The organism is Streptomyces monashensis, assembly GCF_001866665.1.
Lineage (GTDB): Bacteria > Actinomycetota > Actinomycetes > Streptomycetales > Streptomycetaceae > Streptomyces > Streptomyces monashensis.
The window spans coordinates 125,363-141,510 of sequence record NZ_MLYO01000089.1; the positions used below are offsets into that span (position 1 = coordinate 125,363).

General features: G+C 73.4%; 14 protein-coding genes. 3 read left to right on the plus strand and 11 right to left on the minus strand.

All coding sequences use genetic code 11. The annotated features are described in order from the left end of the window. The first annotated feature begins 1 nt into the window (after position 1). Positions 2-1,201: a glycosyltransferase family 4 protein gene (locus BIV23_RS40630; protein WP_071386024.1), complete on the plus strand. Its 1,200-nt coding sequence runs from the start codon at positions 2-4 to the stop codon at positions 1,199-1,201. Between the two features lie 53 nt (positions 1,202-1,254). On the opposite strand, the gene BIV23_RS40635 is transcribed toward BIV23_RS40630, so the two are convergent. From BIV23_RS40635 to BIV23_RS40645, 3 genes are read right to left on the minus strand one after another with little or no spacing between them, the layout of a single operon-like run. Beyond that, complete coding sequence (locus tag BIV23_RS40635) at positions 1,255-2,382, minus strand: glycosyltransferase (protein WP_071386025.1); 1,128 nt, start codon at positions 2,380-2,382, stop codon at positions 1,255-1,257. Continuing rightward, positions 2,379-2,963, minus strand: a complete 585-nt coding sequence (locus BIV23_RS40640) for an LbetaH domain-containing protein (RefSeq protein WP_071386026.1) — start codon at positions 2,961-2,963, stop codon at positions 2,379-2,381. Before BIV23_RS40640 ends, BIV23_RS40635 begins: the two co-directional genes overlap by 4 nt. 50 nt (positions 2,964-3,013) lie before the next feature. Further along, complete coding sequence (locus BIV23_RS40645) at positions 3,014-4,489, minus strand: sugar transferase (RefSeq protein ID WP_342746411.1); 1,476 nt, start codon at positions 4,487-4,489, stop codon at positions 3,014-3,016. Between the two features lie 222 nt (positions 4,490-4,711). Between BIV23_RS40645 and BIV23_RS40650 the strand changes: the two genes are divergently transcribed. Next, positions 4,712-5,584 (plus strand): beta-1,6-N-acetylglucosaminyltransferase, encoded by an 873-nt coding sequence (locus BIV23_RS40650; protein ID WP_079173723.1) that lies wholly within the window; start codon positions 4,712-4,714, stop codon positions 5,582-5,584. A 52-nt stretch (positions 5,585-5,636) separates the two neighbouring features. Here BIV23_RS40650 and BIV23_RS40655 read toward each other — a convergent pair whose 3' ends face one another. The 3 genes from BIV23_RS40655 to BIV23_RS40665 form a co-directional block, all read right to left on the minus strand. After that, on the minus strand, positions 5,637-6,173 hold the full coding sequence (locus BIV23_RS40655) for a hypothetical protein (protein WP_143079222.1): 537 nt from the start codon (positions 6,171-6,173) through the stop codon (positions 5,637-5,639). Between the two features lie 387 nt (positions 6,174-6,560). Then, complete coding sequence (locus BIV23_RS40660) at positions 6,561-7,814, minus strand: NAD(P)-binding domain-containing protein (protein WP_071386029.1); 1,254 nt, start codon at positions 7,812-7,814, stop codon at positions 6,561-6,563. Continuing rightward, positions 7,814-9,163, minus strand: a complete 1,350-nt coding sequence (locus tag BIV23_RS40665; RefSeq protein WP_071386030.1) for a carboxylate--amine ligase — start codon at positions 9,161-9,163, stop codon at positions 7,814-7,816. The genes BIV23_RS40660 and BIV23_RS40665 overlap by 1 nt, the downstream gene beginning before the upstream one ends. A gap of 154 nt (positions 9,164-9,317) precedes the next feature. Between BIV23_RS40665 and BIV23_RS40670 the strand changes: the two genes are divergently transcribed. Then, positions 9,318-10,646 carry a glycoside hydrolase family 26 protein gene (locus tag BIV23_RS40670; RefSeq protein ID WP_071386031.1) on the plus strand — a complete coding sequence of 443 codons (1,329 nt, stop codon included), beginning with the start codon at positions 9,318-9,320 and terminating at the stop codon, positions 10,644-10,646. Here the strand turns inward: BIV23_RS40670 and BIV23_RS40675 are convergent. The 5 genes from BIV23_RS40675 to murJ form a co-directional block, all read right to left on the minus strand. After that, positions 10,643-11,683, minus strand: coding sequence for a GNAT family N-acetyltransferase (locus BIV23_RS40675; RefSeq protein ID WP_071386044.1), 1,041 nt, complete (start codon positions 11,681-11,683; stop codon positions 10,643-10,645). The genes BIV23_RS40670 and BIV23_RS40675 overlap by 4 nt on opposite strands. Before the next feature lie 131 nt (positions 11,684-11,814). Continuing rightward, on the minus strand, positions 11,815-12,468 hold the full coding sequence (locus tag BIV23_RS40680) for a YveK family protein (protein WP_071386032.1): 654 nt from the start codon (positions 12,466-12,468) through the stop codon (positions 11,815-11,817). Next, positions 12,465-13,682 carry a glycosyltransferase gene (locus BIV23_RS40685; RefSeq protein WP_071386033.1) on the minus strand — a complete coding sequence of 406 codons (1,218 nt, stop codon included), beginning with the start codon at positions 13,680-13,682 and terminating at the stop codon, positions 12,465-12,467. Before BIV23_RS40685 ends, BIV23_RS40680 begins: the two co-directional genes overlap by 4 nt. Continuing rightward, complete coding sequence (locus tag BIV23_RS40690) at positions 13,679-14,440, minus strand: polysaccharide deacetylase family protein (protein ID WP_177240216.1); 762 nt, start codon at positions 14,438-14,440, stop codon at positions 13,679-13,681. The genes BIV23_RS40685 and BIV23_RS40690 overlap by 4 nt, the downstream gene beginning before the upstream one ends. Further along, complete coding sequence (gene murJ / locus BIV23_RS40695; RefSeq protein ID WP_425443577.1) at positions 14,424-16,106, minus strand: murein biosynthesis integral membrane protein MurJ; 1,683 nt, start codon at positions 16,104-16,106, stop codon at positions 14,424-14,426. The genes BIV23_RS40690 and murJ overlap by 17 nt, the downstream gene beginning before the upstream one ends. Positions 16,107-16,148 lie beyond the last annotated feature (42 nt).

Below are 16,148 nucleotides of genomic sequence, written 5' to 3' on the forward strand. Positions count from 1 at the left end.
GATGCGGATCTTCGTTCACGACTACAGCGGCCACCCCTTCCAGGCCCAGCTCAGCCGGGAGCTGGCCCGCCGCGGTCACGCGGTGGTCCACTCGACCTGTACGGCCTACCGCAGCGGCAAGGGTGATCTCGAGTCAGACGTACCCGGCCTGCGCTTCGTCACCATCGGAGACCGCGTGGTGCTGAAGAAGCAGGCCTATGTGCGCCGGCTCTTCCAGGAGAGCCGGCTGGGCATCGAGCTCACCCGGCAGGTGCGGCGTGCGAAGCCCGACGTGGCGCTGCTGTCCAACATGCCGATTCCCACGCTCGTCGTGACCGCTGCCGTGCTGAAGCGGCTCCGCATCCCCTGGGTGCTGTGGCACCAGGACGTCACCGCCGTCGCGCTCAAGAGCTTCGCCGCGGCGGACGTCGCCGACGCGATGGGCATCGCCGCGAAGGTCTTCGGTGCCGGCGAGAAGTGGGCGGCACAGCAGGCCTCGGCCGTCGTGGTCATCGCCGACTCCTTCGTCGAGGTGCACCGGCAGTGGGGCACCGCCGACAAGGTGACCGTCATCCCCAACTGGGCACCGCTGGACGAGATCTTTCCCGTGGCCCGGGCCAACGCCTGGTCGGACGAGCAGGACCTGAGCGGCGTGAAGACCCTCCTGTACGCCGGCACGCTGGGCCTGAAGCACAGTCCCGTGCTGTTGGTGCAGCTGGTGGAGCGGCTGCGGCAGCGGGGCGAGCGCGTGCGTCTCGTGGTGGTCAACGAGGGCCCGGCCGTGCCCGTCCTCGAACGGGCCGCCGCCGCCCACGGGGTCGAGGTCACGCTGCTGCCCTTCCAGCCCTACCGGCGGCTGCCCGAGGTACTGGGCACCGGTGACGTACTGGTCGTTCTCCTCGAGGGCGACGCCGGGATGTTCTCGGTCCCGTCGAAGACCCTGTCGTACCTGTGCGCCGGGCGCCCGGTGCTCGGTCTGATGCCTGCCGAGAACCTGGCCGCTCAGCTGCTTCACCAGGCCGGCTCGGCGGTCTTCCCGCCGGCGCAGTCGTCGCTGGAGGACGCCGCCGGCTGGGTCCAGGAGGTCCTGTCCGACCCGGAACACGCCGCGTCGCTGGGCAAGCGGAGCCGCGTCCTGGCCGAGCGGGAGTTCGCCCTGGAGGGCTCCGCCTCCCGCTTCGAGGAGATCCTCACGTCGGTGACCGGCGCCCCGGCGCCCTGAGCACCGGCTGACTCCCCGCCGGGCGCCACACTGAGCGCCCGGCGGGGGCACTCTCACCTCTGTCGCGCGCGCGCTCGGTAGAGGCCCTCCAGCCGGTCCACCACCGCGCGGATGGAGAAGACCTCCCTGATCGCCCGGCGCCCGGCGTCGGCCAGCCGACCGCGCAGAGCCTCGTCGCCGAGCAGCCGGCTCACCGCCTCGGCCAGGGCCTCCGGGCTGTCGTCGGTGATCAGCGCCGCCTGTCTGTTCGCCAGTTCCTCCGCGATGCCGCAGCTGTCCGTGCACACCACGGGTGTTCCTTCGGCCAGTGCTTCCAGAACCGTCATGCCGAAGGGCTCGTTCACGCTGGGCAGGACGTAGACGGTGGCGTGGCGGTAGGCCTCCAGCGCCGCGGAGTGTTCCAGCGCGCCGCCGTAGTGGACCACGTCGGTCAGCCCGCGGTCGGCGATGAGCTGATTCACCTGCCGCAACGATCCCTCGTCCGTTCCGTGCAGGGTGAAGCGCGCCTCCGGGAACTCCTTGTGGACGAGGGCGGCCATCTCCACGAACGCCTCGGGTCGTTTGCGCGGGTGGAGCCGGGCGAGGAAGAGCACGTGGTGGCCGCCGCGCGGCCGCTCGTCCGTCACCTCACGGGGCGGAGGCATACCGTTGCCCAGCATCACCAGAGGCGGAGCCTTGGGGCTCAGTACCGCGGTCAGGGCCCGCCGCTCCTCCTCGGTGAGCACGAGGCAGCAGCGTGCCCGCCGGAGCAAGGGGACGTAGACGCGGTCGAAGACACGCGCGGCGATGCCGGTACGGGGCTCCACCATGCCGTGTGTCTGGACGACGAAGTCAGTGCGCCGCATCCGGGCGACGGCGAGTGCGGCCAGGGACACGAGGTCCCTGCCCGCGTGCAGGTGAACGGCGTCGGCGCGTCCCATGGCATGCCAGAGATCCCGCAGCAGCAAGGGGTGCATGAGGCCGAGATATCCCTGGCCCGGGATGACGGTCCGCGCCGGGCGGGAGACGAACGGGATGGCGCCGATGCGTCGAGGAGCCGGCGTCCGGCCTCGCCACAACGCCACCAGCTCCACGTCGTGACCCCGTGCGGCCATCTCCTGGAGCTGGGTGACCGCAACGCTCGGTGGGCCTCCGAAGGCCGCGCCTTCGCTGACGAGCGTGACGACCTGGACCACTCTCATGGCCTGATTCCTCTCATGGATTCGGACGGAGACGTCCCCCTCGGAGTACCGCCGGGCGTGAGGACCAGGCCCGGGGCGAGGTCCTGGTGTGCCACGGCGCCGGCGCCCACCACGGCGCCCTGCCCGATGGTGACGCCTCGCAGTACGACCGCCCGGGCCGCGACCCAACTGCCCGGCTCCAGACGGACGGGGCCGTTGTCGAACTCGAACGTGGCGGAACGGCGGAGATGGCTGCCCGTGCACAGCAGCGCGCTCTGCGAGACGCAGCAGTCGCTGCCGATCGTGACGGGTTCGAGGTTGAGGATCCAGGCGCACTCGCCGATCCACACGTCGTCGCCGACGTCCAGCTTCCACGGCCAGTGCACCCGCACTCCGTGCCGGATGAGCACCCGCTTCCCGATGCGGGCGCCGAAGGCGCGCAGCAGCACCGGACGCCAGCGGGCCGGGAACCACCACTTGACGAAGACGAGGTGGAGGACCGCGAACCAGGCGGCCTGGACGAGCAGGGGCCGCCCCTTGTCGTATCCGGCGCCGGTGAAGCCGCGCAGCGACCACGTGGCTCGGACTGTGCGTTGCGGCATGACGCTGTGCCTTTCCCGGAGGGCCACGACGGCCGGAGCGAGCGGTGTGATCAGTAGGCGCCCTGGCCGTTCAGCACCGCGCGCACGGTGCGGGCCATCACGGTGACGTCTCCTGCCAGGGACCAGTTGTCGATGTAGCGCAGATCGAGCGCGACCGTCTCGTTCCAGGAGAGGTTCGCTCGTCCGCTCACCTGCCACAGTCCCGTCAGACCCGGTTTGACGGTGAGCCGGCGCCTCTCCACCAGGTTGTACTTGTCGACCTCTTCGGGCAGCGGGGGACGCGGTCCGACCAGTGACATGTGGCCGAGCAGGACGTTGAGCAGCTGGGGCAGCTCGTCGAGCGAGTAGCGGCGCAGGAACCGCCCGACGGGCGTGACCCGTGGGTCACGGCGCATCTTGAACATGTGCCCGTCGTTCTCGTTCGCCTCTTCCAGCTGGCTCCTGAGCCGGTCGGCACCCACCACCATCGTGCGGAACTTCACCATGGAGAAGTGCCGGTTGTGCCGGCCCACACGGGTCTGCCGGTAGAGGGCGGGGCCGGGTGAGCCGAGCCGCACCGACAGCCCCACGAGGAGAAGCAGGGGGGAGAGAAGGACGATCAGCAGCAGCGCACCCACACGGTCCACGACGGCCTTGAACAGCGCCGGAACGTCGTGGCGCAAGGGCGGCGCCCCGATCTGCAGCATCGTCAGCCCGGCGGCGGAGGTGGCCCGGAGACGACGTCGGGCGACGTCGACGATGCCGGGCAGCACGACGAGCGGGCAGCCCCGGTCGTGCAGCGCCCAGGACAGCCGGCGCAGTCGCTCGCCGGACATGGGACGGCTCACCGCCACGAAGGTCAGATCGGCGGCCAGTTCGTCCACGGCGCCCAGTACGGCCGCCGCGTCCGTCTCCGGTGTCCCGGGCGCTGCACCGGCCAGCCGTACGCATACGGCGACGCCCGAGGAGACCGGGTCCTCGCCCACCGCGCAGGCGCCGACGACGACGTAACCGTGGTCGGTGCGCTGGGCGAGCTGCGCGACCACGGCGTCGACCAGAGGGCCCTCACCGACGACGAGGACACGGCGCAGTGCGCGGGCGTCCCGCCAGGCGGACCGCAGATGACGGCGGATCACCGCCTGACAGGACGCGGTGAGGACCAGTGCGGGCAGGAGTGCGGTGAAGGCCTCGACGGGGACGCTGTCCAGTCCGCACAGCACGCGGAGCGTGGCCAGGGCGCCGACCAGCACCAGCCAGTCCCTCAGAACGTCCCGCAGACCGACCCCGTCGGTCCACACCCCGGACGCGTAGCGCTTTCCCGCCAGCCCGATCAGCGGCCACAACACCGCGGCGGCAGCCGCCAGACGCAGCGGGTGCGGCTCCCTGACGTGGGCGATCGCCGCCGCCAACGGCAGTGCCGCGCCGGCCAGATCCACGCAGACGGAGAGCGGGCGGTACCAGCCGGCCCGCGTGCGCTCGCGGTGAACAGTTCTGCGGGGCGGGGAGAAGGACGCCTGCCCGGACATCGCGTTGGTGGACCGCCCCATGGCTCTCCTTAGCAGCCTCAGTCGCTCATCGGCCACTACTTATATCAGTCAAACTACATAAAACTATGTCTTTCCGTACACTGATCCGCTTTGTGGCCGCCTGCGATGACACGTAGCGGGCATAGGTCGCAAAAGCGTAATGAACAGATGGAATGCGTATAGTGCGGGCACGGTCGGGAACAGTGCGCTGGCGATCGCAGCGAAACCCGGGAGGAGAGAAGGATGCCGGTATTTGCCGTGCTCGCCCACACCGAGCCCGGGCTGTTCGCCCGGCTGGTCGAGAGGCTGGCGCCCCACCCCGTGGTCGTCCATGTGGACGCCCGGTCGCGAGGTGACGACTTCGCGGGGGCGCCTCGCACCACGTGCGTCCACGAGCGGGTCGCTGTCCGGTGGGGAGGTTTCTCGGTCGTCCGCGCGATGCTGGCTCTGTACCGCACGGCGCTGGAGTTCGCGCAACCGTCCGATCACATCGTGCTGCTGTCCGGGCAGTGCTATCCCGCCCGGCCGGTGGCCGAATTCGCCGACTATCTCGCTACGGCCCCGTTCCGGCAGCACTGCCGGACGGCACCGCTGCTCGACGGTGCCGCTGCCGAGGGCCGGGTCCTCAAGCGGTGGTACTTCGACGCTCTTCCCATCGGACCGGGCCCGGCCTACCTTGCCCGCGCCATGCTGCGGAGGGGGATCTCGGAGTTGACCCCCAGGCGCAGCCCCTCGGTGTTCGGTGACATCGAGCCGGTGTCGGGGAGCCAGTGGACGGCGCTGACCGCCGACTGTGTCGCGGACCTTCTCGGCAAGGCCGAGGACCCCCGCTGGGAGGGCCTGTTCCGTACGACGCTCGCACCGGACGAGATGTTCTTTCACACGCTTCTGTGGAACAGCGGCTGGCGGGCCGAGGTGGAGGATCCGGTACTCCGGCCGAGGGCCGGCCGTATCACCTCCGACCTCACCAACTTCCACTACGTGGACCGCATGCTCAGGGGCACCAGGACACTTGCCGATCTCCCGGCGATCGAAGCCTCCCGGATGTACTTCGTCCGCAAGGTCGCCTCACCGCGGTCGGCGGAACTGCTCGACGCTCTCGACGGGCGGACGTGACCCGAAGGGGAAGCGGCGGGTGCCGGACGCGAGGCGTCCGGCACCCGGTTGACTACTTCTGGGAAGCGGCCCGGCGGCCCCGCCGGTACAGGGCGGTTCCGGCGGCCAGCAGGGTCCCGCTGGCGGCCAGGGCTGCGAGGGTCCCGTCCGTTCCGGTGTGAGCCATCTCGGGAGGTTCGTGCGCCGGCGGCGGGGTGTCGTCGTGATGCACCGGCTGGGTGGGCTGGGGCTGCGGTGGCTCGGGCGGCGTCGGCGTGGGCTCGTCGTCGCCGTAGCTTCCGTGGGAGGGCTCGGGGGTCGGTTCGTCCTCGCCGTAGCTTCCCTGGGAGGGCTGCTGGTTCGGGTCGTCGTCGCCGTAGCTTCCCTGGGCAGGCGCGTTGCCCGGGTCGTCGTCGCCGTGGCCTCCGCGGGAAGGCCCGTTGCCCGGGTCGTCGTCGCCGTGGCCTCCGCGGGCAGGCGCGTTGCCCGGGTCGTCGTCGCCGTGGCCTCCGGAGGAGAACCGGTGACTCGACTCCGCCTTGTGGGTGGCGGAGACGCGGCTGGGGGAATCGTCGGTGGTGTGGGCCGGAGCCGAAAGCTCCCCCGTCATCCTGCGCGCCATCTGTGTCGCGCCTTCCGCGCGCTCGATGGCCCGCATGGCGCTCGCCCCACCCGGGAAGTCCCACGCATTCGTGTTTCCGGCCGAAGCGAACGAGTCGGCCCCTGGCACCGACGGACCGGAGTCCGCGAATGCCCATGAGCCGCACAGAGTCAGGGTGCTTGTCGCGGCGGCCGCCACGATCAATCCCTTGCTCAGGGTCTGTCGCACTCTTTTGTCTTTTCTCTCGGAAGGATTTCCGCGCGGTCGTCGCGGGGGCGTATGTCAATCGGATATGCCGCCCGTTCACACGTGCCACGACGTGCAGACTGTGAACGAAATACGGAGGGAGAAGAAACTCGGATGCGTGAAACGCCGGGGAATTCACCCGATTGCCCGTCACGGCAACGGCGCCTCCAGCGGCAGTGCGGGCGCCGCCGGCGACGGCACCCGCGGCGCAGCGCCCCGCAGTCGGCGTCGTACCCCGCGTACCAGCGTGCCCGCCGTGAAGGTCGCGCCGTGCACGAAGCGCATCGACGGGCCGAAGCCCGCGGCCGTGATCAGACCGGCCAGGAACAGCCCTGGGTACGACGACTCGAACTCCGGCCCCACCTCCGGCGCCCCGTCCGCGCCCGTCACCAGCAGCGCGCGCAGCTCGGGGGTGAGCAGCTTCAGCCGGTCCCGGGTGGCCCGGAACCCGGTCGCCGCGATCACATGCCCGGTGTGCAGGGACTGTGCCCCGGCGCCGGGGCCCGCGAGTTCCAGACGCAGCCCGTCCGGCACCTCACGGGCCGTCACGATCTCCCGGCCGAGCAGCACCTCCACCCGGCGCTCCACCCGCTCGCGCACCCACCAGGCGCCCGCCGGGCCGAGCGCGTCCGCGGCGATCCGGGTCCGGGTCCGCTCCGGCAGCCGCCGGTACAGGCCGGGCCGCTCGGCGTAGAACCAGTTGCGCCAGCCGGGGCCGAGGCCGCTGTGCGGGGCGCGCGCCGAGCGCCACCAGGGGCGCTCCCAGGGCGGCGGTACGTCGTTCCAGCACAGCCGGTCCGCGCGGGCCAGGACCCGTACCCGGGTGCCCTGTTCGGCGAGGAGCGCGGCGGTCTCCAGGGCGGCCTGGCCGCCGCCGACGACGGTGACGTCCCGGCCGCGGAAGCCGTCGAGGCCGGCGTGGTGGCTGCTGTGCGAGACCAGCGCCGGGGGCAGGTGGCGCAGCGGCTCCGGGATCTCGGTGAACGGCAGCACGCCCACGGCCAGCGCGACGGTCCGCGCGGTGAGCGTCCCGCCGTCCTCGGTGCCGGCCTCGAAGCCGCCCGCGCACGGCGCCAGCCGGGTCACGGTCCGCTCGTCGACGGGGGGTACGGCGTTGCGCGCGAACCACAGTCCGTACTCGGCGAACACGTCCAGCGGGAGCGGCTCGGCGTGCCGGGCGGCGAGGCCCCGGAAGGCGCAGAAGACGTCGAGCCGCCAACGCCCTTCCGGATCGGAGAGGTTGGAGGCCCAGGGCTCCGACTTGAGGAACATGCCGCGGGGCATGTGGTCGCGCCAGGACGCCATGGGCCGGCCGAGCACACGGACGTTCAGCCCGGCCGCCGCGGCGTGGGAGGCGATGGACAGCCCGTACGGGCCGGCGCCCACCACCAGCAGGTCGTACATCAGCAACTGCTCGCTTTCTCGTCCTCACGGACGTCGTCGGTGAGGTCGGTGATCCGGGTGATGCCGGTGAGGTCGGTGATGCCAGGGGCACCCGCCTGGTACACGAGGCGCGGTGCGGTGGTCGATGCGGTCGCCGGTGCGCCTGCCCGCGGGGAGGGTGTGAGGTGGCGCAGGCGGTCGGTGACCGGGCTCGCGAGGCGGCCGGCGGCGCGCCGGCTCCACAGCGTCCACATCGCCCGGCCCGGCGCCGGGTCGTCCGCCGCGTGCCAGGCCAGCTCCCGGCCCGCCGGCGCGGGCCGCAGCGCGGTCAGCGGGGCGTAGTTCTCCACCACGAAGCGCCGCCCGGCGAGCGGCATGCCCGCCGGCAGCGGACGGTGGGTCAGGTCCAGGTGCAGGGCGCGTACGACGTCCAGGCCGGCGCTGTCGGTGAACAGCCGGAACTGGGCGCCGGGGCGCGGGTTGAAGTCCAGCAGGTGGTAGCGGCCGGTGCTGCCGCAGCGGCGGAAGTCCAGGTCGAAGATGCCCCGGTAGCCCAGTTCGCGGGTGAGCCGCTCGGCCAGCGCCGTGATCTGCGGGTTGGGCGTCCACTGGCCGACCGCGGTCAGACCCGCGCCGCGCGGCCAGGCCAGGTGCTTGCGGCCGGGGCCGCCCGCCCGGACGGCGCCGGTGCGGTCGGCGTACCCGTGGCAGAACCAGTCGCGGTCCGGGCCCGGCGGCAGGAACGTCTGGAGCAGCAGCGTGCTGCCCGCCTCGGCGCTGCGCAGGAAGAGCTCCCGGGCCTCGCGCGCCGAGCGCACCAGCACGGTCGAGCGCAGCCCGCTGCCGGCCGGCACCAGCCAGGGCCGGCTCCACTTGGCCACCAGCGGCAGCCCCAGCCGCCACGCTGCCGCCGCCGCGTCCTCGGCGCTGTCCGGGACCAGGGTCACCGGGTGCGGGACGTCCGCGGCGGCGCACAGTCCGGCCAGCTCCGCCTTGTCGGCGACGCGTTCGGGCAGTGCGCCGGGCTGCTGCGGCAGCAGATAGGCGGGCGCCAGCTCCTCGCGCAGCCGGCCGGCCGCGATGGCGCTCGCGTCGTCCAGCGGGATCAGCACCGCCGGGCGCCCCACGCGGGCCGAGACCCGGAGCAGGGCGGCGGCGATGTCGCCGGGGGAGGCGCCGGGCCGCGGCGGGGGATGCAGCCGGCGTACGAAACGCGAGGCGCGGACGGGGCTCCGGGTGGCATCGGCGACGACATGCACCTCCACGCCGGCCCTGCCGAGCGAGCGCACGGCGCCCAGGGTGCCGTGATGAAAGGGATTCCGGTCGATCCGCAGCAGTACCGCGGGGACCTGGACGTCCAGGAGTGACACGGGTTCTGTTCCTTCTCCTCGATTCGCCCGTGCGGGGGCCCGGGCAACCTGAAAGCCGTAACCGCACTGGCGGAACTCGTACCGATATGACTGTGTGTCAGTAACAGGGAATGCAGCCGGACGGGAAAGCAACCGAGTGGGGAAAGGAGCGGGTATGGGCGCACAGCGCAGCGGTGCCAGGACCCGGCGGTCGGCAGTGATCGCGGTGGCGGCCGTCGCGTCGGTCGCCCTGGCGGTCGGCCCCGGTTTCGCCGTGACTCCGGCCGCACCGCCCCCGGACCCCCCGGCGCCGACGACACCGGCTGTACCGACGACACCGGCTGTACCGACGACACCGGCTGTACCGACGACACCGGCGGTACCGGCGACACCGGCCACGCCGTCTCCCACGCCCACCAAGGCCGCCGTGCCGCCGTTCGGGGCGTTCCTCGACTCGGGGCCGCTCGGGGTCGCGCGGATGGCCCTGCTGAGTCACTGGCTGGGCGGGACCGAGCTGAAGGTCGCCCACACGTATCTCCCCGGCGACCGCTGGAGCGACATCGAGGGGGCGCCCGGATTCCTGGACGTGTGGGCGCACTGGCGGCGCGCCAAGGCCGACCGCACGCTCGTCCTCAACGTGCCCATGCAGCAGCACAACGAGGACCACGTCTCCGACGCCGGAGTGGGCTGGCTGCTGCGGCAGGGCGCGGCCGGCGCGTTCGACCAGCACTTCCGGGCCCTGGCCGAGCGGCTGGTGGAGCTGAAGGTGCCGGACACGGTGATCGTGCTCGGCTGGGAGATGAACGGCACCACCTACACCCACCGCTGCGGACCGGACCCGGCGAGCTGGAAGGCGTACTGGAACAGGATCGTCACCACCATGCGGGCCGTGCCGGGGCAGAGGTTCCGGTTCGATTTCACGCCGAGCCGGGGCCGGGACGCGGTGCCCTGGACCGAGTGCTACCCGGGGGACCGGACGGTCGACATCATCGGGATGGACTCCTACGACCAGCCGACCGGCGAATCCTTCGACGAACAGGTGAAAGAGCCGTACGGCCTGCAACAGCACGTGGATTTCGCGAAATCCCACGGCAAACCCATTTCCTACCCGGAATGGGGACTCTTCCGCAACGGCGACGACGCCGCGTACATGAAACGCATGCTCGCCTGGATCGACGAGCACAAGCCGCTCTACAACACACTGACCGACTACTGCCCGCACGGCGTGTGGCAGTGCTCGACCAACCCCCTGTCGTCGCGGATCTACCGCAGCGCCCTGTACGACCTCCCCGTCCAGCAGGTCCCGGCACCCGCGACAGCCACGCCCGCGACGACTCCCGCGGCCACTGCGACTCCGGCTGCCACCGTGCCCCTGGGCGCGAAGCCGGTCGCCGCCACCGAGCCCCCGGACGGCTGCTCGCCGGTGGATCTCGGCGAGTGGGTCGAGCACTGGCTCGGCGGCAGGCTCTGCGTCCGCTTCGACTGGTGGTCGGGGGACCGTTAGCACCGACGGCGTTCCCTCCACCAGTGCAGCACCTCTTTGCCCCGCTGCCGGGCCGCCGCCTCGCCCAGGGCGGCCGTCAGCAGCGGGGCGGTGGTGCGGCGGGCCAGCAGGAAGCGGCGGTTGGCGACCGGTTCGGGCCGCCAGTGGTGCTTGTACGGCTCGTCGCCGCGCAGCAGGCTCAGCGCGCCGCGCCCGGCGGCCTGTCCCGTGCAGGCGTCCAGCAGCATCACCGCCAGGTCCGCCTTGCGGGCGCGCAGGCCCGGATGGGCGCCGTAGAGATAGCCGCCGGCGAGGCTGCGCGAGAGCAGGGTCAGATCGACGGCCAGGACCTCGCCGTCGATCCGGAACTCGGTGACCGCCGCGCTGCCCGAGCGGACCATCGGGCCGACCGCACGCTCCAGATGGGCGCGGAAGCGCGGCTGGAGGTGCTCGGACGTCACCTTGCGCCCCTGCCACTGGAGCCGGTGCAACTCCAGCAGGCGGCCGAGGGCCGCGGCCACCTCCTGCGGGCCGACCACCCGCCGCTCCACGCCCAGCGCGTCCAGCTTGCGCAGCTTGGCCCGCACCCGCTGCTGGGCCTTGTTCGACGGCAGCCGGGTCACCAGGCTCTCCATGGGTACGGCGGGCAGCTCCAGGCACAGGGAGTCGGGCACCGTGCGGCGCGGTCCGGGCCAGCGGTCGTGGATCCGCTCCAGCGCCGCGCCCGGGCGCACCTCGCGGAAGTCGACCAGCGCCGTACGGGCCGCGCCCGCGAGGGCCCTGGTGAGCGCGAGCGCCGCGGGTCCGTCGTCGGCGTCGTCGAGCAGGACGTCCGCGTAGTCGGAGATCGCCCCGCCGAGCGGCACCAGCGCGGGCAGCGGCCGGCGGACCAGCATCAGCGGCGCGGCGGCCAGCAGTTCGCCGCCGGAGCGCACCAGCAGCAGCCGCAGGCGCCCGGGGCGGCCGTACGACAGCCACCACGAGTGCAGCCAGGCGTGGCTCTGGAACGGGGTCGCGGCGGCGCACCGCCCGTACAGCCGCTCCCAGGCCGGCGCCAGCGCGGCGAATCCGGCCTGGTCGGTGACGAGTTCGGTGACGAGGCCGGGTACGAGGCCGGTGGTGAGCCCGGTGGCGGGTTCGCCGGCGCCGACGGTGGTGTGTGCGGTGGTGCGCCCCGGCTCCGTGGCCGTCACCGGGCGCCGTGCGCGTCGGCGGCGACGGCCGGGCCGGGCACCGCGGCCGGGCGGGCGGCCTCCTCCTCGGACTCCTCGGGCCGGCGCCGGGGCCGGACCAGCAGCGCGAGGGCGCCGAGCAGCCCGCCCGCGCTCGCCCCGACCAGCCCGGTCACCGTGGCCGAGGCCGAGGACCGCGAGGTCGGCTTGATCGCGCGGGAGAACTGGAGGAGGCCGACATGCGTGTCGTCCTTGGCCTCGTCGGCGTGTTTCGTGAGCGCGCGGGCCACCGCGTTGGCCATGTCGGCGGCGACGGCCGGGTGGGCGGAGGTCGCCGAGATCGAGACCATCGGGGCGTCCGGCGAGGTCTCGGTGCGCACGCTGTCGCGCAGGGTCCGCACCGGCACCCGGGCCCACACCTGCGCGTCGGCGAGCACCGCGACCTGGGTGGCGACCCGGCCGTAGGCCTGCGCGAAACCGAGGGCGGAGGCGGTGTCGGACCTGTCGGTGGGGACGGCGATGACATAGCTGGTCGCCGTGTACGTCGGGGTCTTCAGCTCGCCGTACGCGCCGCCGAGCAGCCCGCCCGCGAGGATCCCGGCCGCCACCAGCGACCAGGACGGCAGCCTGCGGAGGCGGGAGGGACGGGCGGGTTGTTGGGTGTCGGTCATGAGGGGTCTGCTCCCTGCTGGACAGAAACGTGAACGGGGGTGACGGGGGTGTCCGGGCTGCGGAGGGGCGCCTGGAGGGGGATGTGCGGGGCCGCGAGCGCCGCGGCGTAGACGTCCATGAGCCGGGCGGCGCTGCGGGTGATGCAGTAGTGGCGGGCTGCCTCGGGGGCGGTGCGCGGGCCGGGACCGGCCGCGCGGACCTCGGCGAGGGCCCGGGCGTACGCGCCGGCGTCGCACGGGACGCGCCGCGCGCCCGGGGCGGCGTCGAGCGGCAGGTCCTGAAGGGCCGGGCAGGAGGTGTAGCGCACCGGCAGCCCGGCCGCGAGCGCCTCCACGACCGCGAGCCCGAACGCCTCCTCGGCCGACGGCGCGGCGAGCACGTCCATCGCCGAGGCCAGCGCGGGCAGGTCCGGGCCGCCGCACGTGCCGGAGAGGAGGTCGTCCGTGTACGGCCGCTCGCCCGCGAACAGCACGCGCCCGGCGACCCCCGCCTCCCGCGCCGCCCGTCGCAGCGCACCCTCCTGCGGACCGCCGCCGACGAGCAACAGCCTGCAGTCGTCCGGCAGTCGGCCCAGCGCCCGGATCAGGACGTCGAAGCGTTTGCCGGGGGCGAGACGGCCGACGGCGCCGACGACGAACGCGTCGGCGGGCAGCCCGAGCCGTTCACGGGTGCGCCGCCGGGCCGCCGGGTCGTAGGCGAACCGCGCCAGGTCGACGCCGTTGGGCACGATCGTGACGCGCGGCGCGGGCACGCCCCAGCGGGTCAGCCGCTCGGCCACCGTGGGGGAGACGGCGACCGTGGCCCGGCCGAGCCGCTCGCCCAGCAGATACAGCCCGCGCACCGCCGCGGTGAGCGGCCTGCCCTCCATCTGGGAGTCGCCGAGGGAGTGCTCGGTGGCGACGACCGCGCGGACCCCGGCGGCCCGGGCGGCGATCCGGCCGTACAGGCAGGCCCGGTAGAGGTGGGTGTGCACGAGGTCGTAGCGGCCGCGCCGGATGACCCGGGCCAGCCGCGGCAGCGCGGCCAGATCGCGGTTGCCGGTCATGCCGAGGTGGGTCACCCGCACCCCGTCGGCCGCGAGCCCGGCGGCCACCGGACCGGGGTTGGTCAGCGTCACCACGTCGCAGTCGACCGGCAGATGCCGCAGCAGCAGCCGCAGTTGCTGCTCGGCACCGCCGACGCCGAGCCCCGTGATGATGTGCAGGGCCCTCATCGCAGCCCCGCCACGGGACGGCGGCGCAGCCGGTGCAGCCGGTACTTCAGGAGCAGGCGTACGGCGCTGTCGTTCTGTCCGACGTGCACGCGCGGCAGGACGTGCGGGCCGCTCAGCCCGCCGGGGTCGATGGCGCAGGCGTAGCCGTACCCGGCCGCGCGGACGGCCTCGACGGCGCGCCGGTCGACCGTGCCGTACGGATAGCAGAAGCCGGTGACCTCGGTGCCGGTCAGGTCCGCCAGCAGGGCGCGGCTCTCGGCGGTCTCGTCCCGCAGCTGTGCGTCGTCGGCACGGGTGAGGTCCCGGTGGGTCAGGCCGTGCGAGCCGATCTCCACACCCGCGTCGGCGGCCCGCCGGACGCCGGCGGCGGTCAGCAGGTGCTTGCGCGGGCCGAGCGGGTCCCAGGTGTTGACGCCGCCGAGCCGGCCGGGCAGCACGAAAAGGGTGGCCGAGCATCCCCAACGAGCCAGCACCGGAAGGGCGTTGTCGAGGAAGTCGGCGTACCCGTCGTCGAAGGTGAGGGCCACCAGATACCGGCCCTCACCGCGCGACCGGGCGGCGAGCAGCTCGCTGACGGACACCCCCCGCAGCCCCTGCCGGCGCAGCCAGCGCAGCTGCCGCTCCAGCCGGGCGGGGCTGACCGTGATGCGGTACGGGTCGTCGGAGCAGTCGCCGACCGAGTGGTACATGGCGATCCAGGGGACCGGGCCGGGTCCGGGGCGGTGGAGCGGCGGCGCCGTCTCAATGCAGGAGGGCATGGGCGAGCCTCCGGGTCTGGGTGCGTACGGTACGGAGCGCGGTGGCGCAGGCCCGGTCGTCCAGGGCCCGGCCGAGCAGGACGAACACGACGGTCGCGGTGGTGCCGCCGGCGGCGAGCCCGGCGAGCGGCGACCCCGGCAGCCGGGCGACGAAGGCCCCGGCCAGGGCGGCGACCCCGGCTGCCCGCAGCGGCCGGCTCAGCTCGCACAGCACGTCCGGGGTCCGGACGGGCACGCTACGGGTGCGCATCCCGGCGAGCAGCAGGGCGGCGGTGATGGTGATGCCGGTGGCGTTGGCGGCGGCGATCCCGGTGACGCCCCAGGTGCCGACCGTCAGGGCGGCGATCCAGGACGTCATGACGATCCCGGCGCCCATCGCGGCGAGCGGGTACCAGGTGGCGCGGCCCGCCGAGAAGTACGAGCGGACCAGGACGCCGGTGAGCGTCTGGCCGAGCAGCCCGAGCGCGTAGACCCGCATCACCTCCGCGGTCGCGGTGGTGTCCTGGGCGGTGAACGCGCCGCGCTGGAAGAGGAGCTGGATCAGCTGCGGCGCGCAGGCGGTCACCGTGGCGGCGCCGAGCAGCACCAGGGTCGCGGCCACCGCGAGATCCCGCTCCACCCGGGCCCGGGCCCGCTCGGTGTCGCCCTCGGCCAGCGCCCGCGCGACCACCGGGAAGGTGACCGTGCACAGCATCAGCGACAGCGACATCGGGATCTGGGCGACCTTCTGCGCGTAGTTGAGGTGCGAGATCGCTCCGGCGGGCAGGCTGGAGGCGAAGTACCGCTCGATCAGCACCTGCGACTGCCGGCACAGCGCGAACAGCAGGACGGTCGCCATCAGGGGCGCGGCGAGCACACCGGGCCCGTCCGCCGCCTGCGCGGCCGCGTCCTCCACGGTCGTCCTTCGACGCAACTCCCTCACGAGGAACGGAAGCTGCAGGAGCACCATCAGCAGGCCGCCCGCCGCGACCCCGAACGCGGCCGAGCGCACACCCCAGTGGCCGCCGAGCGCGTACATCGACGTGACGATGCCGAGGTTGTAGGCGATGTAGATCGCGGCCGGGGCGAGGAAGCGGCGGTGGGCGCGCAGGGCCGCGCTGGCGTACCCGGCGAGGCCGAAGCTGAGCACGCAGGTCGCGGTGAGCCGGGTGCAGTCCACGGCGATCCCCGGATCGGGCAGGCCCGGCGCGAGCACCGCCACGAACTGCGGGGCGCCCAGCGCGAGCAGACCGCCGGCCGCCGCGAACGCCAGCGCCAGCCGCGGCAGCGTCCCGGCGACCAGCGAGCGCACCGGATCCCCGGGCACCCCCTGCGCCCGCCGGGCCAGCGCCCTGCTGAACGCCGGGATCAGCGCGAACGCCAGCCCGTCCTCGATGAGCAGCGTGGCCGCGAACTCCGGCACGGTCCAGGCCACCAGAAACGCGTCGGTGTCCTGCCCGGCCCCGAACAACCGCGCCAGCGACTGATCCCGCACCAGCCCGAGCAACGCCGCCGCGACGGAGAGAAACGCGGTGACCAACGCGGCCCGCGCGAGAAACCGCCGGGTGGGCGGGGTGCGATCGTCACCGGGTCCCTGCTGAGCCTCGTCGGCCGGGGGCACGGGGGGTGCGGCGGACGGGGGCGGGGTGGTGGGCGTGGGGGCGCAGTCGGTGGTTTCGTGTGGCAGGGCGTCGGGCGGAGCGGCCGTCACGCAGTCGACGGACGCCGC